The following is an 18,498-nucleotide window of genomic DNA, read 5'->3' as shown; positions in this document are numbered from 1 at the left end:
CCCGTGCTCAGCCGCCCTCGCCCGCCGCCCCCACGCGGCGCACGTCGAGCACGTTGGGAAGCTCCCCGATGCGGGCCAGCACGCGGGCGAGCTGGCCCATGTCGCCGACGTGCAGACGCAGCTCCAGGTGCGTCTCGTGGCGCCTGCGCCCGCCTGTGCTGCGCGCCGCCTCCACCTCCACGTGCTCGGCCGCGAGCAGCGCGGTCACGTCCCGCAGCAGCCCCGGCCGGTCGTAGGCCCGCACCCGCACGTCCACCGGGTAGCGCCGGCGCGGCCCCGCGCCCTGCCAGTCCACGGTGATCACCCGGTCCGGGTCCTCCAGGGCCAGGCGCGCGAGGTTGCGGCAGTCGCGGTGGTGGATGCTGACGCCGCGCCCGCGCGTGATGTAGCCCCGCACCGGGTCCCCCGGCAGGGGCTTGCAGCAGCGCGCGGTCTGGGCGAGGAGGTCGCCGACGCCGGCGATGCGCACCTCGCCGCTGCCGCCCTCGCCGCGCCGCCGCGGCACCGCGACCACCGGCTCGTCGCGCCCGCCGGGCGGCGCCCCGAGCTCGGCCAGCGCCGCCGCCACCTGGGCGGCGCTGATCTCGCCGCGGCCGACGGCGGCGAGCAGGTCGTCCTCGCTCGCCTGGCGCAGACGCCCACAGAGCGCCGCGGCCTCGACCGTGACCCCGAGGCGCTGCGCCTCGCGCTCGAGCACCGCCCGCCCGGCGGCGATGTTCTCCTCGCGGTCGAGCTGCTTGAACCAGTGCCGCACCTTGGCCCGGGCGCGCGCCGTGCGCAGGTAGCCGAGGTGGGGGCTGAGCCAGTCGCGGCTCGGCCGCGGCGCCTTGGCGGTGAGGATCTCCACCTGCTCGCCGGTGGCGAGCTCGTGGGTCAGGGGCACGATGCGGCCGTTGACCTTGGCCCCGCGGCAGCGGTGCCCCACCTCGGTGTGGATGTGGTAGGCGAAGTCCAGCACGGTGGCCCCCGCGGGCAGGTCCACCACCTCGCCGCGGGGCGTGAAGACGTAGACCCGCTCCTCCTGGGTCGCGGCCCGGAACTGGTCGACGAACTCCCCGCCGTCGGCCACCTCCTCGCGCCAGGCCAGGAGCTGGCGCAGCCACGCCACCTTGCGCTCGACCCCGGGGTCGAAGCGCACGCCCTCCTTGTAGCGCCAGTGCGCGGCGATGCCCAGCTCGGCCTGGCGGTGCATCTCGTGGGTGCGGATCTGCACCTCGAGGGTACGCCCCTCCGGCCCCACCACCGCGGTGTGGAGCGAGCGGTAGTTGTTGGGCTTGGGGCGGGCGATGTAGTCGTCGAACTCCCGCGGGATGGGGTGCCAGAGGCTGTGGACGATGCCGAGCACGGCGTAGCACTGCGCCACCTCGGCCACGAGGACGCGCACCGCGCGCACGTCGAAGATCTCCTCGAAGCCCACCCCCTTGCGCTGCATCTTCTTCCAGATGCTGTAGAGGTGCTTGGGGCGGGCGGCGATGTCGGCCTCGATGCCCTCGCGCGCCAGCGCCTCGCCGAGCTGCGCCGTGACCTCGCGCAGGTAGCGCTCGCGGTCGGCCCGCCGCTCGGCGAGCTGCTGCGCGAGCCGCCGGTAGGTGAGCGGCTCGAGGTAGCGGAAGGCGAGGTCCTCCAGCTCCCACTTGAGCTGCCAGATGCCGAGCCGGTTGGCCAGCGGCGCGTAGATGTCCATGGTCTCGCGCGCCAGCGCCCGCCGCCGCTCGTAGCCGATGGCCGCGGCGTGGCGCAGGTCCACCAGCCGCAGGGCGAGGACCAGGAGGACGACGCGCACGTCCTCCACCATCGCCAGCAGCATCTTGCGCAGGGCCTCGGCCTGCTCGGCCGAGGCCGCCGCCGTCCCCGCCCGCTGCTCGGCCACCTGGCCCATGCGGCCCGCACCGTCGAGGAGCCGCACCATGCCCTCGCCCAGCGCCTCGCGCACCGCGGCCCGATCCGCATCCGCCCCGAGCAGCACGTGCAGCAGCGCCGCCCCCACCGTCTCGGCGTCGGCGTGGAGAGCGGCGAGCACGGACGCCACCTCGTGGGCCCGCCCCCACGCCGCCGGCGCCACCGCCCCCGTGCGGGCGTCGAGATGGCGCAGCACCGCCCGCAGCCGCCGGTGCTCCTCCGCCGGCCAGTGGCCGCAGGCCGCGCTCACCCGCGCCGCCAGATCCGTCAGCCCCGCCACCGGCCGCAGCGCCTCGCCGCCGGCCTCGTTCATGCCTCCTCCGCGCGCAGCGTCGCGCCTCCACGCGCCCCATTCTAGCCCCGCGCCGGCATGGCGGCCGGCCGGTTCTTTCCCTATGATCCAGGGACGGGCACACGGAGGGACCCCGCCCGCCGCCGCGGCGGGCGCGCGGCAGGATCCATGGGACGCGGGGAGGTGCAGGCATGAGCACGCCGTTCGAGCCCCGGGTGGGGGACTGGTACCGCAAGCCCAACGGCGAGACCTTCGAGGTCGTGGCCGTGGACGAGGCCGACGAGACGGTGGAGATCCAGTACTTCGACGGCGACCTCGAGGAGTTCGACTTCGAGAGCTGGTACGAGCTCGACCTCGAGCCCATCGACCCGCCGGAGGACTGGTCCGGCCCCTTCGACGACCTCGAGCCGGACGATCTCGGGGAGGATGTCGCCGGCCACGGGCCGGTGGGCGACTACCTGGACGAGATCGACCGCGAGGACTGACGGGGGGGCCGTGACCGCCCCGTCGCCGGTGGAGCGGCTGATCGCCGCCATCGAGGAGGATGCGGCGCGCACCGCCCACACCACCGGTGTCGCGCGCATCGACCCGGCGGTGCTGGAGGCGATCCGCCGGGTGCCGCGCGAGCGCTTCGTGCCCGCGGAGCAGCGCGGCGCCGCCTACGCCAACCATCCCCTCCCCATCGGCGAGGGGCAGACCATCTCCCAGCCCTTCATCGTCGCCCTCATGACCCACCTCCTCGGGGTCGGGCCCGGCGACCGCGTCCTCGACGTGGGCACCGGCTCCGGCTACCAGGCCGCGGTGCTGGCCGAGCTCGGCGCCGAGGTCTACGGCGTCGAGCTGCGCCCCCGCCTCGCCGAGGAGGCGGCCGAGCGGCTGCGCGCGCTGGGCTACGACCATGTCGCCGTCCGCATCGGCGACGGCGCCCTCGGCTGGCCCGAGCACGCCCCCTACCGCGGCATCGTGGTGGCCGCGGCCACCCCGCACGTGCCGCCCGCGCTCCTCGACCAGCTCGCCCCCCGCGGGCGCATGGTCCTCCCCCTGGGCCCGCCCGGGCTCGGCCAGATGCTGACCGTGGTGGAGCGCGGGCCCGAGGGCGGCATCCACCAGCGGGAGGTCCTTCCGGTGGCCTTCGTCCCCCTCACCACCCGGGGCTGACGGCCGCGGCCGGAACGCCCCACCATCAATAAGGTTTCTCGATTTCGTTCATCTGGGTTGTCTGGATGCTACCATGGGCCGATGAAGCTGCGCGCCCAGATCCGCCGGTCCGCAGCGCCCGCCCTCGGCGCGGCGCTGCTCCTCTCCTGCGCCGCGGCGCAGGCCCCTGCGCCGGAGCGCGACCCGGTGACGCGCATCCGCGCCGCGGGCCTCCTCCGCGTCGCCGTCCCGGCGCCGGCGGCGGAGGCGGCCGTGGCCCTCGGACCCGCGGGGATGGACCGCGATCTCGCGGCCGCCTTCGCCGAGCGGCTCGGCGTGCGCATGGAGCCGGTGCGCACCGCGGGCGCGGCGGAGGCGCTGGCGCGGGTGCGCTCCGGCGAGGCGGATCTCGCCGCGGTGGCGATGCCGGTGGTGCGGATCCGGGCCGCCGGGCTGCGGCCGGGCCCGGTCCACCGCAGCGGACAGGCCGTGGTGGTGGCCCGGCGCGGGGGGGTCCGGCCCGCGGATCTCGGCGCCCTCCACCGGGTGTACGTGGAGGCCGCGCCCGGCGGCACCGGGGCGGCGGCGCTCGAGGCCGTGCGCGCCGCCGGCGCGCCGCAGCTCCTCTGGACCGAGCCCGGCGGGACCGACGACGGCGCCGTCCTGCGCCGCCTCGCCGAAGGCAGGGCCGAGGCGGCGGTGGTGGATGCTGCAAGCCTCGCCCACCACCGCGCCTTCCTGCCCGGCCTGCGCGCGGCCTTCGAGCTGGGATCACCGATCCCGCTCGCCTGGGCCCTGCCGGCGGGTTCCGACACCGGCCTCGCCGAGGCCCTCGCCGACTTCTTCGACGAGGCCTTCACGGGCGGGCTGGTGGCCCAGATCGAGGATCGCCATCTCGGCCACACCGCCCACGTCCACCCGCTGGAGATCCGCGCCCTGCGCCGGCGGCTGGCCCGGCGGCTGCCCCGCTACCGCGATCTCTTCGTCGAGGCCGCGCGGCGGACCGGCATGGACTGGCGGCTGCTGGCCGCGGTGGGCTACCAGGAGTCGGCGTGGAACCCGCGCGCGGTCTCGCCCACGGGCGTGCGCGGCATCATGATGCTCACCCTCGCGACGGCGGCGCGCGTGGGGGTGGCGAGCCGTCTCGACCCCGCCGAGAGCATCTTCGGCGGCGCCCGTCACCTGCGCAGCCTCCACGAGCGCCTTCCGGCCTCGGTCCGCGAGCCGGACCGCACCTGGATGGCTCTTGCGGCCTACAACGTCGGCCTCGGGCACCTGCTGGACGCGCGCGCGCTCGCCGAGCGCCGCGGCCTCGACCCGGACCGCTGGGTGGACGTGCGCGACACCCTGCCGCTGCTCAGCCGGCGGGCGTGGTATGCGCGCACCCGCTACGGCTTCGCCCGCGGTGAGGAGGCGGTGGTCTACGTCGAGCGCATCCGCCTCTTCTACCAGCAGCTGCTGCGCTGGCTCGACCCCGCCCTCGCCTCCTGAGGCCCTCAGCGGCGGGCGCGGAAGAAGGCGCGCAGCAGCTCGGCGCAGGCCTCGCCCAGAACCCCGCCGCGCACCGCGAACCGGTGGTTGAGGCCGGGGTGGGCACTGAGATCGAGGCGGCTGCCGGCGGCGCCGCTTCGCGGGTCGGCGGCGCCGTAGACCAGGCGCGCGATGCGGGCGTGCACCATGGCGCCGGCGCACATGGGACAGGGCTCGAGGGTCGCGTAGAGGGTCGCCCCCGGCAGGCGGTAGTTGCCGGCGCGGGCGGCCGCCTCGCGCAGGGCCACGATCTCGGCGTGGGCGGTGGGATCGCAGGCCCCGATGGGCCGGTTCCAGCCCTCGCCGAGGAGCTCGCCGTCGCGCACCACCACCGCCCCCACCGGGACCTCGCCCGCGGCCGCGGCGCGCGCGGCAAGCCCCAGGGCGTGGCGCATCCAGCGCAGGTCCGCCTCGTCGCTCACCCCCGCCGCCCGCTTCCTACTCCCACTCGATGGTGGCCGGGGGCTTGCCGGAGATGTCGTAGACCACGCGGGCGACCTCGGGGATCTCGTTCATGATCCGCCGCGCCACTTGGTCGAGGAAGGCGTAGGGCAGCTCGGCCCAGCGGGCGGTCATGAAGTCGACGGTCTCCACCGCGCGCAGGGCGATGACGTGGGCGTAGCGGCGCCCGTCGCCGGTCACGCCCACCGAGCGCACCGGCAGGAACACGGCGAAGGCCTGGCTGACGCGGTCGTAGAGATCGGCGGCGCGCAGCTCCTCGATGAAGATGTGGTCGGCCCGCCGCAGGATGTCGGCGTAGGGCTTGCGGACCTCGCCGAGGATGCGCACGCCGAGGCCCGGCCCCGGGAAGGGGTGGCGGTAGACCATGTCGTGGGGCAGGCCGAGCTCGAGGCCGATGCGGCGCACCTCGTCCTTGAAGAGCTCGCGCAGCGGCTCGACGAGGCCGAGCCGCATGCGCTCGGGCAGCCCCCCGACGTTGTGGTGGGACTTGATGACCTTGGCCTTGCCGGTCCTGGCGCCGGCCGACTCGATGACGTCGGGATAGATGGTGCCCTGGGCGAGCCAGCGCACCCCCTCGAGCTTCGCCGCCTCCTCCTCGAAGACCTCGACGAAGAGGTTGCCGATGCGCCTGCGCTTCTCCTCCGGATCGGTGACCCCGGCGAGGGCCGCGAGGAAGCGGGCCTCGGCGTCGACGTGCACCACGCGCACGCCCATGTGGCGGGCGAAGGTGGCCATCACCTGCTCGGCCTCGCCGAGGCGCAGCAGGCCGTTGTCGACGAAGACGCAGGTGAGCTGATCGCCGATGGCGCGGGCGAGCAGCGCCGCCGTCACCGAGGAGTCCACCCCCCCGGAGAGGCCGAGGACGACGCCGTCGCCGCCCACCTGCTCGCGCACCGCGCGGATCGCGTCCTCGATGATGTTGCCGGGGGTCCAGAGCCCCTGGCAGCCGCAGATGTCGCGCACGAAGCGGGCGAGGATGCGCGCCCCCTGGCGGGTGTGGGTCACCTCCGGGTGGAACTGCAGGCCGTAGAGGCGGCGCTCGTCGTCGGCCATGCCGGCGATGGGCGCGGCCTCGGTGCTGGCGATGACCTTGAAGCCGGGCGGCAGCTCGATGACGCGGTCGCCGTGGCTCATCCAGACGTCCAGCAGCCCCCACCCCTCGGGGCTCGCATGGTCCTCGATGCCCTCGAGCAGCCGCGAGTGGCCGCGGGCCCGCACCTGGGCGTAGCCGTACTCGTGGGTGCGGGCGTTCTCCACCCGGCCGCCGAGCTGGGCCGCCATGGTCTGCATCCCGTAGCAGATGCCGAGCACGGGCACGCCCAGCTCGAAGACCGCCTGCGGCGCCCGGGGCGGCGTCTCCTCGGTGACCGAGGCCGGCCCGCCGGAGAGGATGATGCCGCGGGGGGCGAAGGCGCGCACCGCCTCCTCGCCCATGTCGTAGGGGTGGATCTCGCAGTAGACGCCGGCCTCGCGCACGCGCCGGGCGATGAGCTGCGTGTACTGGGAGCCGAAGTCGAGGATGAGGATGCGCTCGCGGTGGATGTCGGTGTTCACGCTGCTCTCCCGCGCGCCGGGCTCAGTCGACCCAGTAGTTGGGCGCCTCCTTGGTGATGGTGACGTCGTGGACGTGGCTCTCGCGAACGCCCGCGCCGGTGATGCGGACGAACTCCGCCCGCGTGCGCAGCTCCTCGATGGTGGCGCAGCCGGTGTAGCCCATGCTGGCGCGCAGCCCCCCGAGGAGCTGGTGGATGATGTGCAGCACGCTGCCCTTGTAGGGCACCCGGCCCTCGATGCCCTCGGGCACCAGCTTGTCGGCGTCCCCCGTGCCCTCCTGGAAGTAGCGGTCGGCCGAGCCGTGCCGCTCCGACATGGCCCCCAGCGAGCCCATGCCGCGGTAGGTCTTGTAGGAGCGCCCCTGGAAGATCTCCACCTCGCCCGGGGCCTCGTCGGTGCCGGCGAAGAGGCTGCCCATCATCACCGCGTGGGCGCCGGCGGCGATGGCCTTGGCGATGTCGCCGGAGTAGCGGATGCCGCCGTCGGCGATCACGGGCACCCCCGTGCCCTCCAGGGCCGCCGCGGCGTCGGCCACCGCCGTGATCTGGGGCACGCCGACCCCGGCGACGATGCGCGTGGTGCAGATGGAGCCGGGGCCGATGCCCACCTTGACCGCGTCGGCGCCGGCCTCGGCGAGCGCCCGCGCCCCCGCGGCGGTGGCGACGTTGCCGCCGATGACCTGGACCTGCGGGTAGTTCGCCTTGATCCAGCGGACCCGGTCCAGCACCCCCTGGGCGTGGCCGTGGGCGGTGTCGACGACGATGACGTCGACACCGGCCTCGACGAGGGCGGCGACCCGCTCCTCGGTGCCGGGGCCCACCCCCACCGCGGCCCCCACCCGCAGCCGCCCGAGCTCGTCCTTGCAGGCGTTGGGAAACTGCTGCGCCTTCTGGATGTCCTTGACCGTGATCAGCCCCCGCAGCCGGAAGGCGTCGTCCACCACCAGCACCTTCTCGATGCGGTGGCGGTGCAGCAGCGCCAGCACCTCCTCCCGCGAAGCCCCCTCGCGCACCGTGACGAGGCGCTCCCGCGGCGTCATCACCATGCGCACCGGGGCCTCGTAGCGGGTCTCGAAGCGCAGGTCGCGGCTGGTGACGATGCCCGCGAGGGCGTCCCCGTCCTCCACCACCGGCACCCCGGAGATGCCGTGCTCGCGCATGAGGGCGAGCACCTTGCGGATGGGTGTGTCGGGCGAGACCGTGATGGGCTCGCGGATCACCCCGGCCTCGTACTTCTTGACCCGGCGCACCTCGGCCGCCTGCCGCTCCGGGGTCATGTTCTTGTGGATGATGCCGATGCCGCCCTCCTGGGCCAGGGCGATGGCGAGCCGCGCCTCGGTGACGGTGTCCATGGCCGCCGAGACCAGCGGCATGTTGAGCCGGATCTCCCGCGTCAGCCGGGTGGAGAGGTCGGCATCGCGGGGCAGCACCTGCGAGTGCGCAGGAAGGAGGAGCACGTCGTCGAAGGTGAGGGCGTCTTGCTGGATGCGAAGCATGTGGGCGAGGCTCTCCGTGGCAGGGGTTGAGAATAACCGGCCATTCTACCAGAACGGCGCCGGCTCGACCCGTCCGCGGGGCGCGGCTAAGATCGCCCCATGACCGCGGACGCCGGGCGCGAGATCTACACCGTCAGCCGCCTCAACCGTGAGGCCCGCGCCCTGCTCGAGGAGGGCTTCCCCCTCCTCTGGGTGGAGGGGGAGGTCTCGAACCTCGCCCGCCCCCGCTCCGGGCACCTCTACTTCACCCTCAAGGACGCCTCGGCCCAGGTGCGCTGCGCCTTCTTCCGCAACCGCCACCGCCCGGGCATGCCGGCCCTCGCCGACGGGATGCAGGTGCTGGTGCGCGCCCGCGTCAGCCTCTACGAGGCCCGCGGCGACTACCAGCTCCTGGTGGAATCCGTGGAGGAGGCGGGCGACGGCGCCCTGCGCCGCGCCTTCGAGGCGCTCAAGGCCCGGCTCGCCGCCGAGGGCCTCTTCGACGCCGACCGCAAGCGGCCGCTGCCGCGCCTGCCCCGCGCCGTCGCCGTGGTCACCTCCCCCACCGGCGCCGCCATCCGCGACATCCTCCACGTCCTCGCCCGGCGCTTCCCCGCCGTGCCCGTCTACGTCTACCCCACCGCCGTGCAGGGCGAGGGGGCGGCGGCGCAGATCGTCGCCGCCATCCGGCGCGCCGGCCGCGAGCGGCGCGCCGACGTCCTCATCCTCGCCCGCGGCGGCGGCTCGCTGGAGGATCTGTGGCCGTTCAACGAGGAGGCCGTCGCCCGCGCCATCCGCGCCTGCCCGATCCCGGTGGTGAGCGGCGTCGGCCACGAGGTGGACGTCACCATCGCCGACCTCGCCGCCGACCTGCGCGCCCCCACCCCCTCGGCCGCCGCCGAGCTGGTGGTGCCGGACCGGGGCGAGTGGCGGGCGCGCCTTGCGCGGGACCGCGAGCGCCTGGCGCAGGCCGCGCGCAGGCTGCTGCGCCGGCGCCGCGAGGGTCTCGAGGGGCTCGCCGCCCGGCTCGCCCGCCAGCACCCGCGCCGCATCCTGCGCCAGCGCAACCAGCGCCTGGACGAGGCCTCGCTCCGCCTCGAACGGGCGGCGCGCGCCCTCGTGGGGGCGCGTCGCCGCCGGCTCGAGCTCCTCGCGGCGCGCCTTGCGCGCCAGCACCCCCGCCGTCGCCTCGCCGCGCGCCGCGCGCGCCTCGCCGAGCTGCGCGTCCGCCTCGGCACCGCCGCCCGCGGCGGGATCGAGCGGCGGCGCCGGCACCTGGCCGCACTGCGCGCCGCCCTCGGCGCGGGGGGGCGCCGCCCCCTGGAGCGCTGGCGGCCGCGGCTTGCGCGGCTCGCCGGCCGCCTCGACGGCACCAGCCCCCTGCGCACCCTCGCGCGCGGCTACGCCATCGTCATCACGCCGGACGGGCGCATCCTGCGCGATGCCGCCGCGGTGCGCGCCGGCGACGCGGTGCGGGCGCGGCTCGCCCGCGGGGCCCTCGACTGCCGCGTCGAGGCGGTGCACCGCGGAGAGACGCCCTGATGCGGGGGCCGGCCGGGCTGCTCCTCGCCGCCCTGCTCGTACCCCCGGCCGGGGCGGCGGCCCCCGCCCCGGCCCCCTTCCCCGGCGGCATCGCCGTACTGCCCCTGCCGGCGCTGGGGTCGCTGCCGCCGGTGGCCCGCTTCGGCGGCCGCCGCGTCCTCGTCCGCGGCGAGGCGGGGCGCTGGGTCGCGGTGGTGGGCCTGGGGCTGGATCTCGCCCCCGGACGGCACGTGCTGCAGCTTGCGGACGGCACCGCCGTCCCCTTCGAGGTCCGTCCCCGGCGCTATCCCGAACAGCACCTCACCGTGCCGCGCCGCTACGTCGCCCCGGACGCCGCGGCCCTTGCGCGCATCCGCCGCGAGCAGGCGCGGGTGCGCCGGATCCTCGCCCGCTACAGCGAGGACCTGCAGCCGGCGCTTGCGCTCTCGCCGCCGCTGCGCGCCCCGGTCTCCAGCCCCTTCGGCCTGCGCCGCTTCTTCAACGGCGAGCCCCGCCGGCCCCACAGCGGCCTCGACCTCGCCGCCGGCGCCGGCACCCCCGTCCGGGCGCCCGCCGACGCGGTGGTGGCCGACACCGGCGAGTACTACTTCAACGGCCGCACCGTCTTCCTCGACCACGGGCAGGGGCTGATCACGGCCTACATGCACCTTCGCCGCATCCTCGTCCGTCCCGGACAGCGGGTGCGCCGCGGCGAGGTGATCGGCGAGGTGGGGGCCACCGGGCGCGTCACCGGCCCGCATCTGCACTGGGGGGTGGCCCTCAACGGGGCGATGATCGACCCCACCCTCCTGCTCGCCGAGCGTCCCTGAACCGCCCGGCCTCCTGGGCATGGGGGGCGGTTCGAGACCCCGGGGCTGCGCCTCGACGGCGGCGCCGACGACCGGGCGCCGCCCGCACCGCGGTCGCCTCGGGACGCGAGGGAGGGGCCCCGCGGCCCCTCCCGCAGAGGACCCGCGGGATCCTCAGGTGCAGCTCTCCACCTCGATGTAGAGGGCGGGCACGTCCGCGTCGGGCTCTGCCTGCGGCGGCGCCGAGGCCGAGCCCCTCCCCGTGTCGATCCCGGTGCCGTCGAAGGTGAGGCGAAGGCCGGAGATCTCGCTCATCCACACCTTGTAGCGCTGGCCCGCCTCGCAGGCGGTGACGAGGAAGGGCTCCGCGCCCGCCACACCCGAGGTGCCGGCCGTGCGGTACTCGTCCGTCTCCTCGCCATCGGCGGTGAAGACCTTCGTACCCTGGACGGCGACGGCCGCCGCAGGGTCCCCACTCGAGAGGGCGGTGACCTTCACCGGGCGGGGCGCGCGGTCGGACGCCCGGACTCCGATCACGGGATCCGGATCCGTGGGATCCCCGTCGTTGGCGGCCATCCACCCCGCCCAGGTGCTGCCGTCCTTGGAGACCACCGCGCCGAGCACCTGCTCCGCGGTGTTCACGTTGTCGCGGATCTCCCAGACGCAGGTCCAGGCGTCCTCGGTGGCGGCGCCGTCGCCGAAGTCGGTCTCGAGCCGGATCTCGGGAAGCTCCGAGATCAGCGCCGCGTACACAGCACCCTTGGAATCCGGGCTGTTCGGATCGCCGCTGAGGGCGGCGCCGAGCGCCGTGGCGAAGGCGTTCACCGTCTCGCGGTCCGCCCAGCCGCAGCCCGTGGCGCTCGCCACGCGCGTGAGCGAGACCTGGTAGGACGTGCTGTTCACGGTGGCCGTGCCGTCGATGGCCGACCCGGTCACGGTGCCGTCGAAGGTCACGGTGACGTCCTGGTCCTCAAGGTCCTTGCCGCTGGCGGTGAGGCTGACGCTGTCGCCGCTCAGCTCGCCCGACACGTCCGCGCCCCAGAACTGGAGGGCGACGTTGGCCTTGCCGGAGACCTGGGCACCGTTCTGGCTGAGCTCGAGACAGACCGGCCCCTTCTCGCCGGTGCTGGTGTTCTCGTAGCTGCCCTTCCAGACCCCGGCGAGCTCGGTGGCGGTCCCGCCGCCGCCACTGCTCGCATCGCCACTGTCATCGGCGCCGCTTCCGCTCGAACCGTCGCCGCCCCCACCGCCGCAGGCGGCGAGGAGGGCCGTGGCCATGGCGAGTGCGAGATGTCGCTGGGTCATGACGCGTCCTCCCTGCTTTCGTGACCGTGCACCGCACCGCGGCCCCGCCTCCCGCAGGCGCAGGCCGCGGTCGTCGATTTGGTGGCGGCGGCGCCGCTTTCAAGACCCGGGGGACGGGTCCGGCCGGTTCAGGATCGCTTGACGTGGCGCATGAGCCGCCTGCGCTTGCGGATCTGGCGCGGGGTGAGCTCGTTGCGCCGCCCTGCGAAGGGGTTCTCGCCGCTTCGCAGCTCCACCCGCACCGGCGTGCCGAAGAGGTCGAGGGCCTCGCGGAAGGCGTTGGCGAGATAGCGGCGGTAGTGCTCGGGCAGGAGCTCGGTGCGGTTGCCGTGGACCACGATCACCGGCGGGTTGCGCCCGCCCTGGTGGGCGTAGCGCAGCTTGATGCGCCGCCCGCGCACCAGCGGCGGCTGGTGGCGCGCCACCGCCTCCTGGAGGATGCGGGTGAGCTCGGGGGTCGCGAGATCCGCGGTGGCGGCGCGGTGGGCGCGGTCCACCGCCGCCATCAGCTCCTCGAGGCCGGAGCCGTGCAGGGCGCTGATGCGGCGCACGGGGGCGAACTCCAGCAGGAAGCCCAGGCGCAGCTCCAGCTCGCGCCCCACCGCACGGCGCTGGGCCTCGGGCAGGCGGTCCCACTTGTTCACCGCCACCACCACGGCGCGCCCGCTCTCCACCGCCAGGCCCGCAAGCGCCGCGTCCTGCTCCACCACGCCCTCGCGCGCGTCCACCATCAGGACCACCACGTGGGCCGCCTCCATGGCCTGGAAGGCCTTGACGACGCTGAACTTCTCCACGAAGTCGCGGATCCGCGCGCGGCGGCGCACGCCGGCGGTGTCGATGAGCAGGTAGCGCCGCCCGTCGCGCACGAAGGGGATGCGGATGCTGTCGCGGGTGGTGCCCGGCTCGTCGTAGGCCAGCACCCGTTCCTCCCCCAGCAGGCGGTTGACCAGGGTGGACTTGCCGACGTTGGGGCGGCCGACGATGGCCACCCGCACCGCATCGTCCTCCTCCGGGGGCTCGGGCTCGCCCGGGGGCAGCTCGGCCAGCGCCCGCTGCAGCACCGCCTTGACCCCGCGGCCGTGGGCCGCCGAGACCGCGTGGGGGCGGCCGAGGCCGAGGCGGTGGAACTCGGCGCAGGCCAGCTCGCCGTCCAGGCCGTCGGTCTTGTTCACCAGCAGCCACACGGGCTTGCCGGTCCCGCGCAGGCGCGCCGCCACCTCCTCGTCGGCCGCGGTCAGCCCCTCGCGCCCGTCGACGAGGAAGAAGACGGCGTCCGCCTCCTCCACCGCGCGCCAGGTCTGGGCCGCCATGTGGGCGTCGATCCCCTCGCCCTCGCCCGACAGCCCGCCGGTGTCCACCACCATGTAGCCGCCGCCGCCGACGCGCCCGATGCCGTAGATGCGGTCGCGGGTGATCCCGGGCCGGTTCGCCACGAGCGCGTCCCGGCTGCGGGTGAGATGGTTGAACAGGGTGGACTTGCCGACGTTGGGCCGGCCCACCAGGGCGATCACGGGAAGCATCGGTCACCGAAGACAGCGGAAGGTCGGGCGCTATTGTAGCGGCTGGGCGCTGCCCGCGCCTCCCCGCCGGGGCGGGCTCAGGCCCCGCCGAGCCGCGCCGCCGTCCGCGCCACGAGACGGCGCACGGCCTCGTCGCCGCCCGCCTCGCGCGCGGCGGCGAGATGGCGGGCGACGGCCTCGGCGTCCCCCTCGCCCGCGGCAAGCTCGGCGGCGAGGCAGTGCACCAGCGCGCGGTCGTTGGCGCTGGGGACGCGCCCGGCCGCGGCCCGCTCCGCATGCACCCGCGCCCGGCCGCGCTCGCCGCGGGCGGCGAGCTCCACCGCGCGCAGCCAGTGGTAGTAGGCGCGGTTGCGCGGGCCCAAGAGCCCCGGAAAGACGATCTGGGCGAGCCAGCGCCGCATCGCCGGCAGGTCCCGGCGCTGGAAGGCCCGGAACGCCAGCGGCACCGCCCCCGTGCGCAGCCATCCCCAGACGAAGAGACCGCAGGCCGCCACCCCCGCCCAGCCGAAGGGGGAGCCCTCGGCGAGGAGCCAGGCGCCGAGGGCGAGGGCGAGCGCCGCGAGCAGGAGCCGGGCGAGCGGCGAGATCAGCACGCCGCCACCCGCCCGAGGCGCAGGTTGAGCGGCCAGCGCACCGTGCGCAGCCCCCCGCCCCACGCCTCCGCCAGCGCCTCGCCCACCTCCCGCAGCGGGTCGCTGCCGTGGTGCGCCCGGTAACGCGCGCTGGCCGACCAGCTCGCAAGGTAGGTCCGCATCCGCGCGCAGTCCCAGCGCGCCTCCATGGCCAGCGCCGGCGCCGCCAGCGGGCGGTAGGGGAAGGGCAGCTCCCGGTAGGCGGTCTCCACGTGGCGCCGCTCGGGCGGCCAGAAGGGACCCACCACCTCGTGGTAGTAGCGACCGAGCACGCGATCCACCTCCGGACTCACCGTCGGCCGCCCGTAGCACCACAGCGCCACCAGCCCCCCGGGGCGGAGCACCCGCCGCACCTCGGCGTGGAAGCGCCGCGGCTCGAACCAGTGCGCCGCCTGCGCCGCCGCCAACAGGTCGGCCACTCCGTCGGCCAGCGGCAGCGCCTCCGCCGCGGCCCGCACCCAGCGAAGCGCCGGGTGGCGCCGCGCGCGGGCGATCTGCCCCGCGCTCGGCTCCACCGCCACCACCCGCGCGAAGCGCCCGGCAAGGCCCAGGCTGGCCTGGCCGCTGCCCGCGCCGCAGTCCACCGCCAGCGCCCGCCCCGGGGCCCGCCGCGCCAGGAGATCGAAGAGCGCCGGCGGATAGCCGGGCCGGGCCGCCGCGTAGGCCGCCGCCCCTGGCCCGAAGTGGTCGCTGAACGCCGCCACGCCTTCCGTCCCCGCCCGAGGCCGCGATGGTAGCATGGGCCGCCATGGGCCATCCGTACACCCGCCTCGCCCCCGACACCGTGCTCGACGCCGTGGAGGCGGCGGGCCTGCGGCCGGACGGGCGCCTCCTGCCCCTGGCGAGCTACGAGAACCGCGTCTACCAGGTGGGCCTCGAGGACGGCCCCCCGGTGGTGGCCAAGTTCTACCGGCCGGGGCGCTGGAGCGACGCCCGGATCCTCGAGGAGCACCGCTTCGCCCGCGAGCTCGCCGCGGCGGGGGTGGAGGTGGCCGCGCCCATGGCCGATGCCCGCGGGCGGACCCTGCACCGCCACGCCGGCTTCCGCTTCGCCCTGTGGCCGCGCTGCGGCGGCCGCGCCCCCGAGACCGGCGACCCCGAGGTGCTGCGCCGGCTCGGCCGGCTCCTGGGACGGCTCCACGCCGTGGGGGCCGCGCGCCCCTTCCGCCGCCGCGGGCGGCTGGAGGCCGCCGCCCGCACCGAGGCCGCCTGCCGGGTCCTGGAGGAGGGGGCGTGGATCCCCGCCGACCTGCGCCCGGCCTGGTCGGGGCTTGCGCGCGAGGCGGTGGCGGCGGTGGCCGCCGCCGAGGACCGCGCCGGCGCCGTGCAGCGCATCCGCCTCCACGGCGACCTCCACCTCGGCAACGTCCTCTGGCGCGACGAGGGGCCGCTCCTCGTGGACCTGGACGACGCCTGCCAGGGGCCGGCGGTGCAGGACCTCTGGATGCTGCTGGCGGGGGAGCGGGACGCGCGCGAGGCGCAGCTCGCCGCACTGCTGGAGGGCTACGAGACCTTCCGCCCCTTCGACCGGCGCGAGCTGCACCTGGTGGAGGCGCTGCGCACCGCGCGCATCCTCGGCCACGCCGCCTGGATCGCGCGCCGCTGGGACGACCCCGCCTTCCCGGCGGCCTTCCCGTGGTTCGGCACCCAGCGCTACTGGCAGGACCTGATCCTCACCCTGCGCGAGCAGCTCGCGGCCATGCAGGAGCCGCCCCTCGCCGCCGCCTGACCGACCCCACACCTCCCCACCGCCCGCATCAGCCCCACGGCATCATCGGCCGCGGCCGCACCTACGCGCTTCGCGCGCCCGTGCCGCGGCCGCATGCCTGCCCCGCCAGCTCCCCAACCGCACCCCCATGACCCGACCCCACGCCCCCGCACCGCCCGCATCAGCCCCACGGCATCATCGGCCGCGGCCGCACCTACGCGCTTCGCGCGCCCGTGCCGCGGCCGATGCCGTAATAGGTGAAGCCGAGGGCGGCGAGGCGGGCGGGATCGTAGAGGTTGCGCCCGTCGAAGATCACGGGCCGGCGCAGGCGCGCCTTGACGGCGTCGAAGTCGGGGCTGCGGAAGAGGTGCCACTCGGTGACGACGGCGAGGGCGTCGGCGCCCTCCAGCGCCTCCATGGGGTCGGCGCAGAGGACGAGGTCGTCGCGCCCGCCGTAGAGGCGCCGCGCCTCGGCCATGGCCACCGGGTCGTGGGCGCGCACGCGCGCGCCGGCCGCCCACAGCGCCTCCATGAGGGTGCGGCTCGGCGCCTCGCGCATGTCGTCGGTGTTGGGCTTGAAGGCGAGGCCCCAGAGGGCGAGGGTGCGCCCGGCGAGCCGCCCCCCGAAGTGATCGCGGATCTTCTCGAACAGGCGCCGCTTCTGCCGCTCGTTGACGCCGTCCACGGCGCGCAGGATGCGGGCGTCGTGGCCGGCCTCCTCGGCGGTGCGGATCAGCGCCTTGACGTCCTTGGGAAAGCAGGAGCCGCCGTAGCCGCAGCCGGGGTAGATGAAGTGGTAGCCGATGCGCGGATCGGAGCCGATCCCCACCCGCACCCGCTCGATGTCGGCGCCGACGCGCTCGGCGAGGTTGGCCAGCTCGTTCATGAAGCTGATCTTGGTTGCGAGCATGGCGTTGGCCGCGTACTTGGTCAGCTCCGCCGAGCGCGTGTCCATCACCAGCAGGCGGTCGTGGTTGCGGTTGAAGGGCGCGTAGAGCTCGCGCATGCGCTCGGCGCTGTCCTCGCGCTCGCAGCCGACGATGATGCGGTCGGGCTTCATGAAGTCCTCGACCGCCGCCCCCTCCTTGAGGAACTCGGGGTTGGAGATGACGTCGAAGTCGAGCTCGAGGCCGCGGGCGGCGAGCACCTCGCGCACGGTCTCGCGCACGCGGTCGGCGGTGCCCACGGGGACCGTGGACTTGTTGACGATGAGGCGGTAGCCGTCCATGCGCTCGGCGATGGTGCGGGCCACCTCGAGGACGTGACGCAGGTCCGCCGAGCCGTCCTCGTCCGGCGGCGTGCCCACGGCGATGAACTGGACCTCGGCGTGGGCCACGGCCTCGTCGGCGTCGGTGGTGAAGGCGATCCGCCCTCCCGCCGCCGCCTCCGCGACGAGGTCGTCGAGCCCGGGCTCGTAGATGGGCAGCTCGCCGCGGCGCAGCCGCGCCACCCGCTCGGCGTCCACGTCCACCATGAGCACGCGGTTGCCGACGTGGGCGAGGCACGCCCCCGTCACGAGCCCGACGTAGCCGCAGCCGTAGATGGTGACGCGCATCTCACCCCTCCTCCCTGCCGTCGCCCGCGGCGGCGAGCCGCGCCCGCTCCTTGCGGATGAAGTGCAGGTTGCGCAGGTAGATGAAGAGCCCCGTCGCCTGGCCGACGATGAAGACCGGGTCGGCGCGGTGGATCGCGTAGGCGAGCAGGGTCGCCCCGCCGGCGACGCTGAAGTACCAGAACTCCACCGGCACCACGCTGCGGCGCTTGCGCTCGCTCTGCAGCCACTGCACGAGGAAGCGCATGGAGAAGAGCGCCTGCCCCGTGAACCCGACGATGAGCCAGACGAGATTCTGCTCCGGCACGGCTCAGGCCTCCTCGATCACCGGCACGCGGGCGCGCCGCATCAGCCACATCACCCCCAGCAGGTCCACGATCCCCACCCACAGGCGGTTGCGGATGCCGTAGTGGGAGCGGCCGCGCTCGCGCGGCCGGTGGTGGACCTCCACCGAGCGCACGCGCCCGCCCGCGCGCAGGAACAGCGCCGGCAGGAAGCGGTGCATGTGGTCGAAATAGGGCAGCTCCAGGAAGTCGGCGCGGCGGAACACCTTGAGCCCGCAGCCGGTGTCCGGCGTCGCATCACGCAGCAGCCGCGCGCGCACGCCGTTGGCGATGCGCGAGGACAGGCGCCGGATCCAGGTGTCGCGGCGGCTGCGGCGCCAGCCGGCAACCAGCAACGGCCGCCCCTCGGCGGCCTCCTCGCGCGCCACCGCCCACAGCCGCGGAATGTCGGCGGGATCGTTCTGGCCGTCGCCGTCGAGGGTGCAGATCCACGTCCCCCGCGCCGCGCGCACGCCGGTACGGATGGCGGTGCTCTGGCCGCAGCTCGTGCGGTGGCGGATCACGCGCAGGCGCGGAAAACCCGCCGCGACCCGGGCGAGGATGCGCGGCGTGTCGTCGTCGCTGCCGTCGTCGACCACCACCACCTCGTAGTCGGCCGCCCCCTCGAGGGCGGCGCGGATCTCGCCGAGCAGCGGCTCGACGTTCTCCGCCTCGTTGTGCATCGGAATGACCAGCGAAAGCTCCACGGATCGCTCCCCCTGCAGGCGCGGCAAGGATAGCGGCGCCGCCGTGAAGCCGGCGTGAAGGCGGCATGAAGGA

17 protein-coding genes are annotated in these 18,498 nt (G+C 75.5%); 6 read left to right on the top strand and 11 right to left on the bottom strand.

Features of this window, described 5'->3' with window-relative positions:
* Window positions 1-7: 7 nt before the first annotated feature.
* Window positions 8-2,212, bottom strand: a complete 2,205-nt coding sequence (gene relA / locus EDC57_RS03995; RefSeq protein ID WP_123400450.1) for a GTP diphosphokinase — start codon at window positions 2,210-2,212, stop codon at window positions 8-10.
* A 170-nt stretch (window positions 2,213-2,382) separates the two neighbouring features.
* Here relA and EDC57_RS03990 point away from each other — a divergent pair, with 170 nt between their 5' ends.
* The 3 genes from EDC57_RS03990 (at window position 2,383) to mltF (ending at window position 4,819) form a co-directional block, all read left to right on the top strand.
* Window positions 2,383-2,676 carry a DUF6763 family protein gene (locus EDC57_RS03990; RefSeq protein WP_123400448.1) on the top strand — a complete coding sequence of 98 codons (294 nt, stop codon included), beginning with the start codon at window positions 2,383-2,385 and terminating at the stop codon, window positions 2,674-2,676.
* A gap of 10 nt (window positions 2,677-2,686) precedes the next feature.
* Window positions 2,687-3,349, top strand: coding sequence for a protein-L-isoaspartate(D-aspartate) O-methyltransferase (locus EDC57_RS03985; RefSeq protein WP_245995116.1), 663 nt, complete (start codon window positions 2,687-2,689; stop codon window positions 3,347-3,349).
* Between the two features lie 81 nt (window positions 3,350-3,430).
* Complete coding sequence (gene mltF / locus EDC57_RS03980; protein ID WP_123400444.1) at window positions 3,431-4,819, top strand: membrane-bound lytic murein transglycosylase MltF; 1,389 nt, start codon at window positions 3,431-3,433, stop codon at window positions 4,817-4,819.
* 5 nt (window positions 4,820-4,824) lie between these two features.
* Here the strand turns inward: mltF and tadA are convergent, their stop codons facing one another.
* Genes tadA through guaB form a run of 3 tightly spaced genes read right to left on the bottom strand, consistent with a single transcriptional unit; the run spans window position 4,825 to window position 8,369 of the window.
* Window positions 4,825-5,280 carry a tRNA adenosine(34) deaminase TadA gene (tadA, locus tag EDC57_RS03975; RefSeq protein WP_342768969.1) on the bottom strand — a complete coding sequence of 152 codons (456 nt, stop codon included), beginning with the start codon at window positions 5,278-5,280 and terminating at the stop codon, window positions 4,825-4,827.
* A 16-nt stretch (window positions 5,281-5,296) separates the two neighbouring features.
* Window positions 5,297-6,874, bottom strand: a complete 1,578-nt coding sequence (gene guaA / locus EDC57_RS03970) for a glutamine-hydrolyzing GMP synthase (protein WP_123400442.1) — start codon at window positions 6,872-6,874, stop codon at window positions 5,297-5,299.
* A gap of 22 nt (window positions 6,875-6,896) precedes the next feature.
* Window positions 6,897-8,369, bottom strand: coding sequence for an IMP dehydrogenase (gene guaB / locus EDC57_RS03965; protein ID WP_123400440.1), 1,473 nt, complete (start codon window positions 8,367-8,369; stop codon window positions 6,897-6,899).
* 99 nt (window positions 8,370-8,468) lie between these two features.
* Between guaB and xseA the strand changes: the two genes are divergently transcribed.
* Both xseA and EDC57_RS03955 read left to right on the top strand, forming a co-directional pair.
* Window positions 8,469-9,890 (top strand): exodeoxyribonuclease VII large subunit, encoded by a 1,422-nt coding sequence (gene xseA, locus EDC57_RS03960; protein WP_123400438.1) that lies wholly within the window; start codon window positions 8,469-8,471, stop codon window positions 9,888-9,890.
* The gene (locus EDC57_RS03955; RefSeq protein ID WP_123400435.1) at window positions 9,890-10,699 is read left to right on the top strand and encodes a peptidoglycan DD-metalloendopeptidase family protein; all 810 of its coding nucleotides are present in this window, start codon (window positions 9,890-9,892) and stop codon (window positions 10,697-10,699) included. The genes xseA and EDC57_RS03955 overlap by 1 nt, the downstream gene beginning before the upstream one ends.
* 153 nt (window positions 10,700-10,852) lie before the next feature.
* Here the strand turns inward: EDC57_RS03955 and EDC57_RS03950 are convergent, their stop codons facing one another.
* The 4 genes from EDC57_RS03950 to EDC57_RS03935 form a co-directional block, all read right to left on the bottom strand.
* Window positions 10,853-11,983 carry a hypothetical protein gene (locus tag EDC57_RS03950; protein ID WP_123400433.1) on the bottom strand — a complete coding sequence of 377 codons (1,131 nt, stop codon included), beginning with the start codon at window positions 11,981-11,983 and terminating at the stop codon, window positions 10,853-10,855.
* Between the two features lie 128 nt (window positions 11,984-12,111).
* Window positions 12,112-13,503 carry a ribosome biogenesis GTPase Der gene (gene der, locus EDC57_RS03945; protein ID WP_123400431.1) on the bottom strand — a complete coding sequence of 464 codons (1,392 nt, stop codon included), beginning with the start codon at window positions 13,501-13,503 and terminating at the stop codon, window positions 12,112-12,114.
* A gap of 77 nt (window positions 13,504-13,580) precedes the next feature.
* Complete coding sequence (locus EDC57_RS03940; protein ID WP_123400429.1) at window positions 13,581-14,096, bottom strand: hypothetical protein; 516 nt, start codon at window positions 14,094-14,096, stop codon at window positions 13,581-13,583.
* Complete coding sequence (locus EDC57_RS03935) at window positions 14,090-14,839, bottom strand: class I SAM-dependent methyltransferase (RefSeq protein WP_211331871.1); 750 nt, start codon at window positions 14,837-14,839, stop codon at window positions 14,090-14,092. The genes EDC57_RS03940 and EDC57_RS03935 overlap by 7 nt, the downstream gene beginning before the upstream one ends.
* A gap of 26 nt (window positions 14,840-14,865) precedes the next feature.
* On the opposite strand from EDC57_RS03935, the gene EDC57_RS03930 reads away from it, so the two are divergent.
* The gene (locus EDC57_RS03930; protein ID WP_123400426.1) at window positions 14,866-15,864 is read left to right on the top strand and encodes a serine/threonine protein kinase; all 999 of its coding nucleotides are present in this window, start codon (window positions 14,866-14,868) and stop codon (window positions 15,862-15,864) included.
* Between the two features lie 193 nt (window positions 15,865-16,057).
* Here EDC57_RS03930 and EDC57_RS03925 read toward each other — a convergent pair whose 3' ends face one another.
* Genes EDC57_RS03925 through EDC57_RS03915 form a run of 3 tightly spaced genes read right to left on the bottom strand, consistent with a single transcriptional unit; the run spans window position 16,058 to window position 18,425 of the window.
* Window positions 16,058-17,398 (bottom strand): UDP-glucose dehydrogenase family protein, encoded by a 1,341-nt coding sequence (locus EDC57_RS03925; protein WP_123400424.1) that lies wholly within the window; start codon window positions 17,396-17,398, stop codon window positions 16,058-16,060.
* Window position 17,399: 1 nt separating this feature from the next.
* Entirely contained in the window at window positions 17,400-17,702 is a 303-nt protein-coding gene (locus EDC57_RS03920) for a lipid-A-disaccharide synthase N-terminal domain-containing protein (protein WP_123400422.1), read from the bottom strand.
* A gap of 3 nt (window positions 17,703-17,705) precedes the next feature.
* Complete coding sequence (locus EDC57_RS03915; protein ID WP_211331870.1) at window positions 17,706-18,425, bottom strand: glycosyltransferase family 2 protein; 720 nt, start codon at window positions 18,423-18,425, stop codon at window positions 17,706-17,708.
* Window positions 18,426-18,498: the final 73 nt, after the last annotated feature.

The organism is Inmirania thermothiophila (assembly GCF_003751635.1).
In the GTDB taxonomy this organism is placed as follows: domain Bacteria; phylum Pseudomonadota; class Gammaproteobacteria; order DSM-100275; family DSM-100275; genus Inmirania; species Inmirania thermothiophila.
The sequence above is the reverse complement of the archived record's forward strand: the minus strand, read 5'-3'. Positions and strand labels throughout refer to the sequence as shown.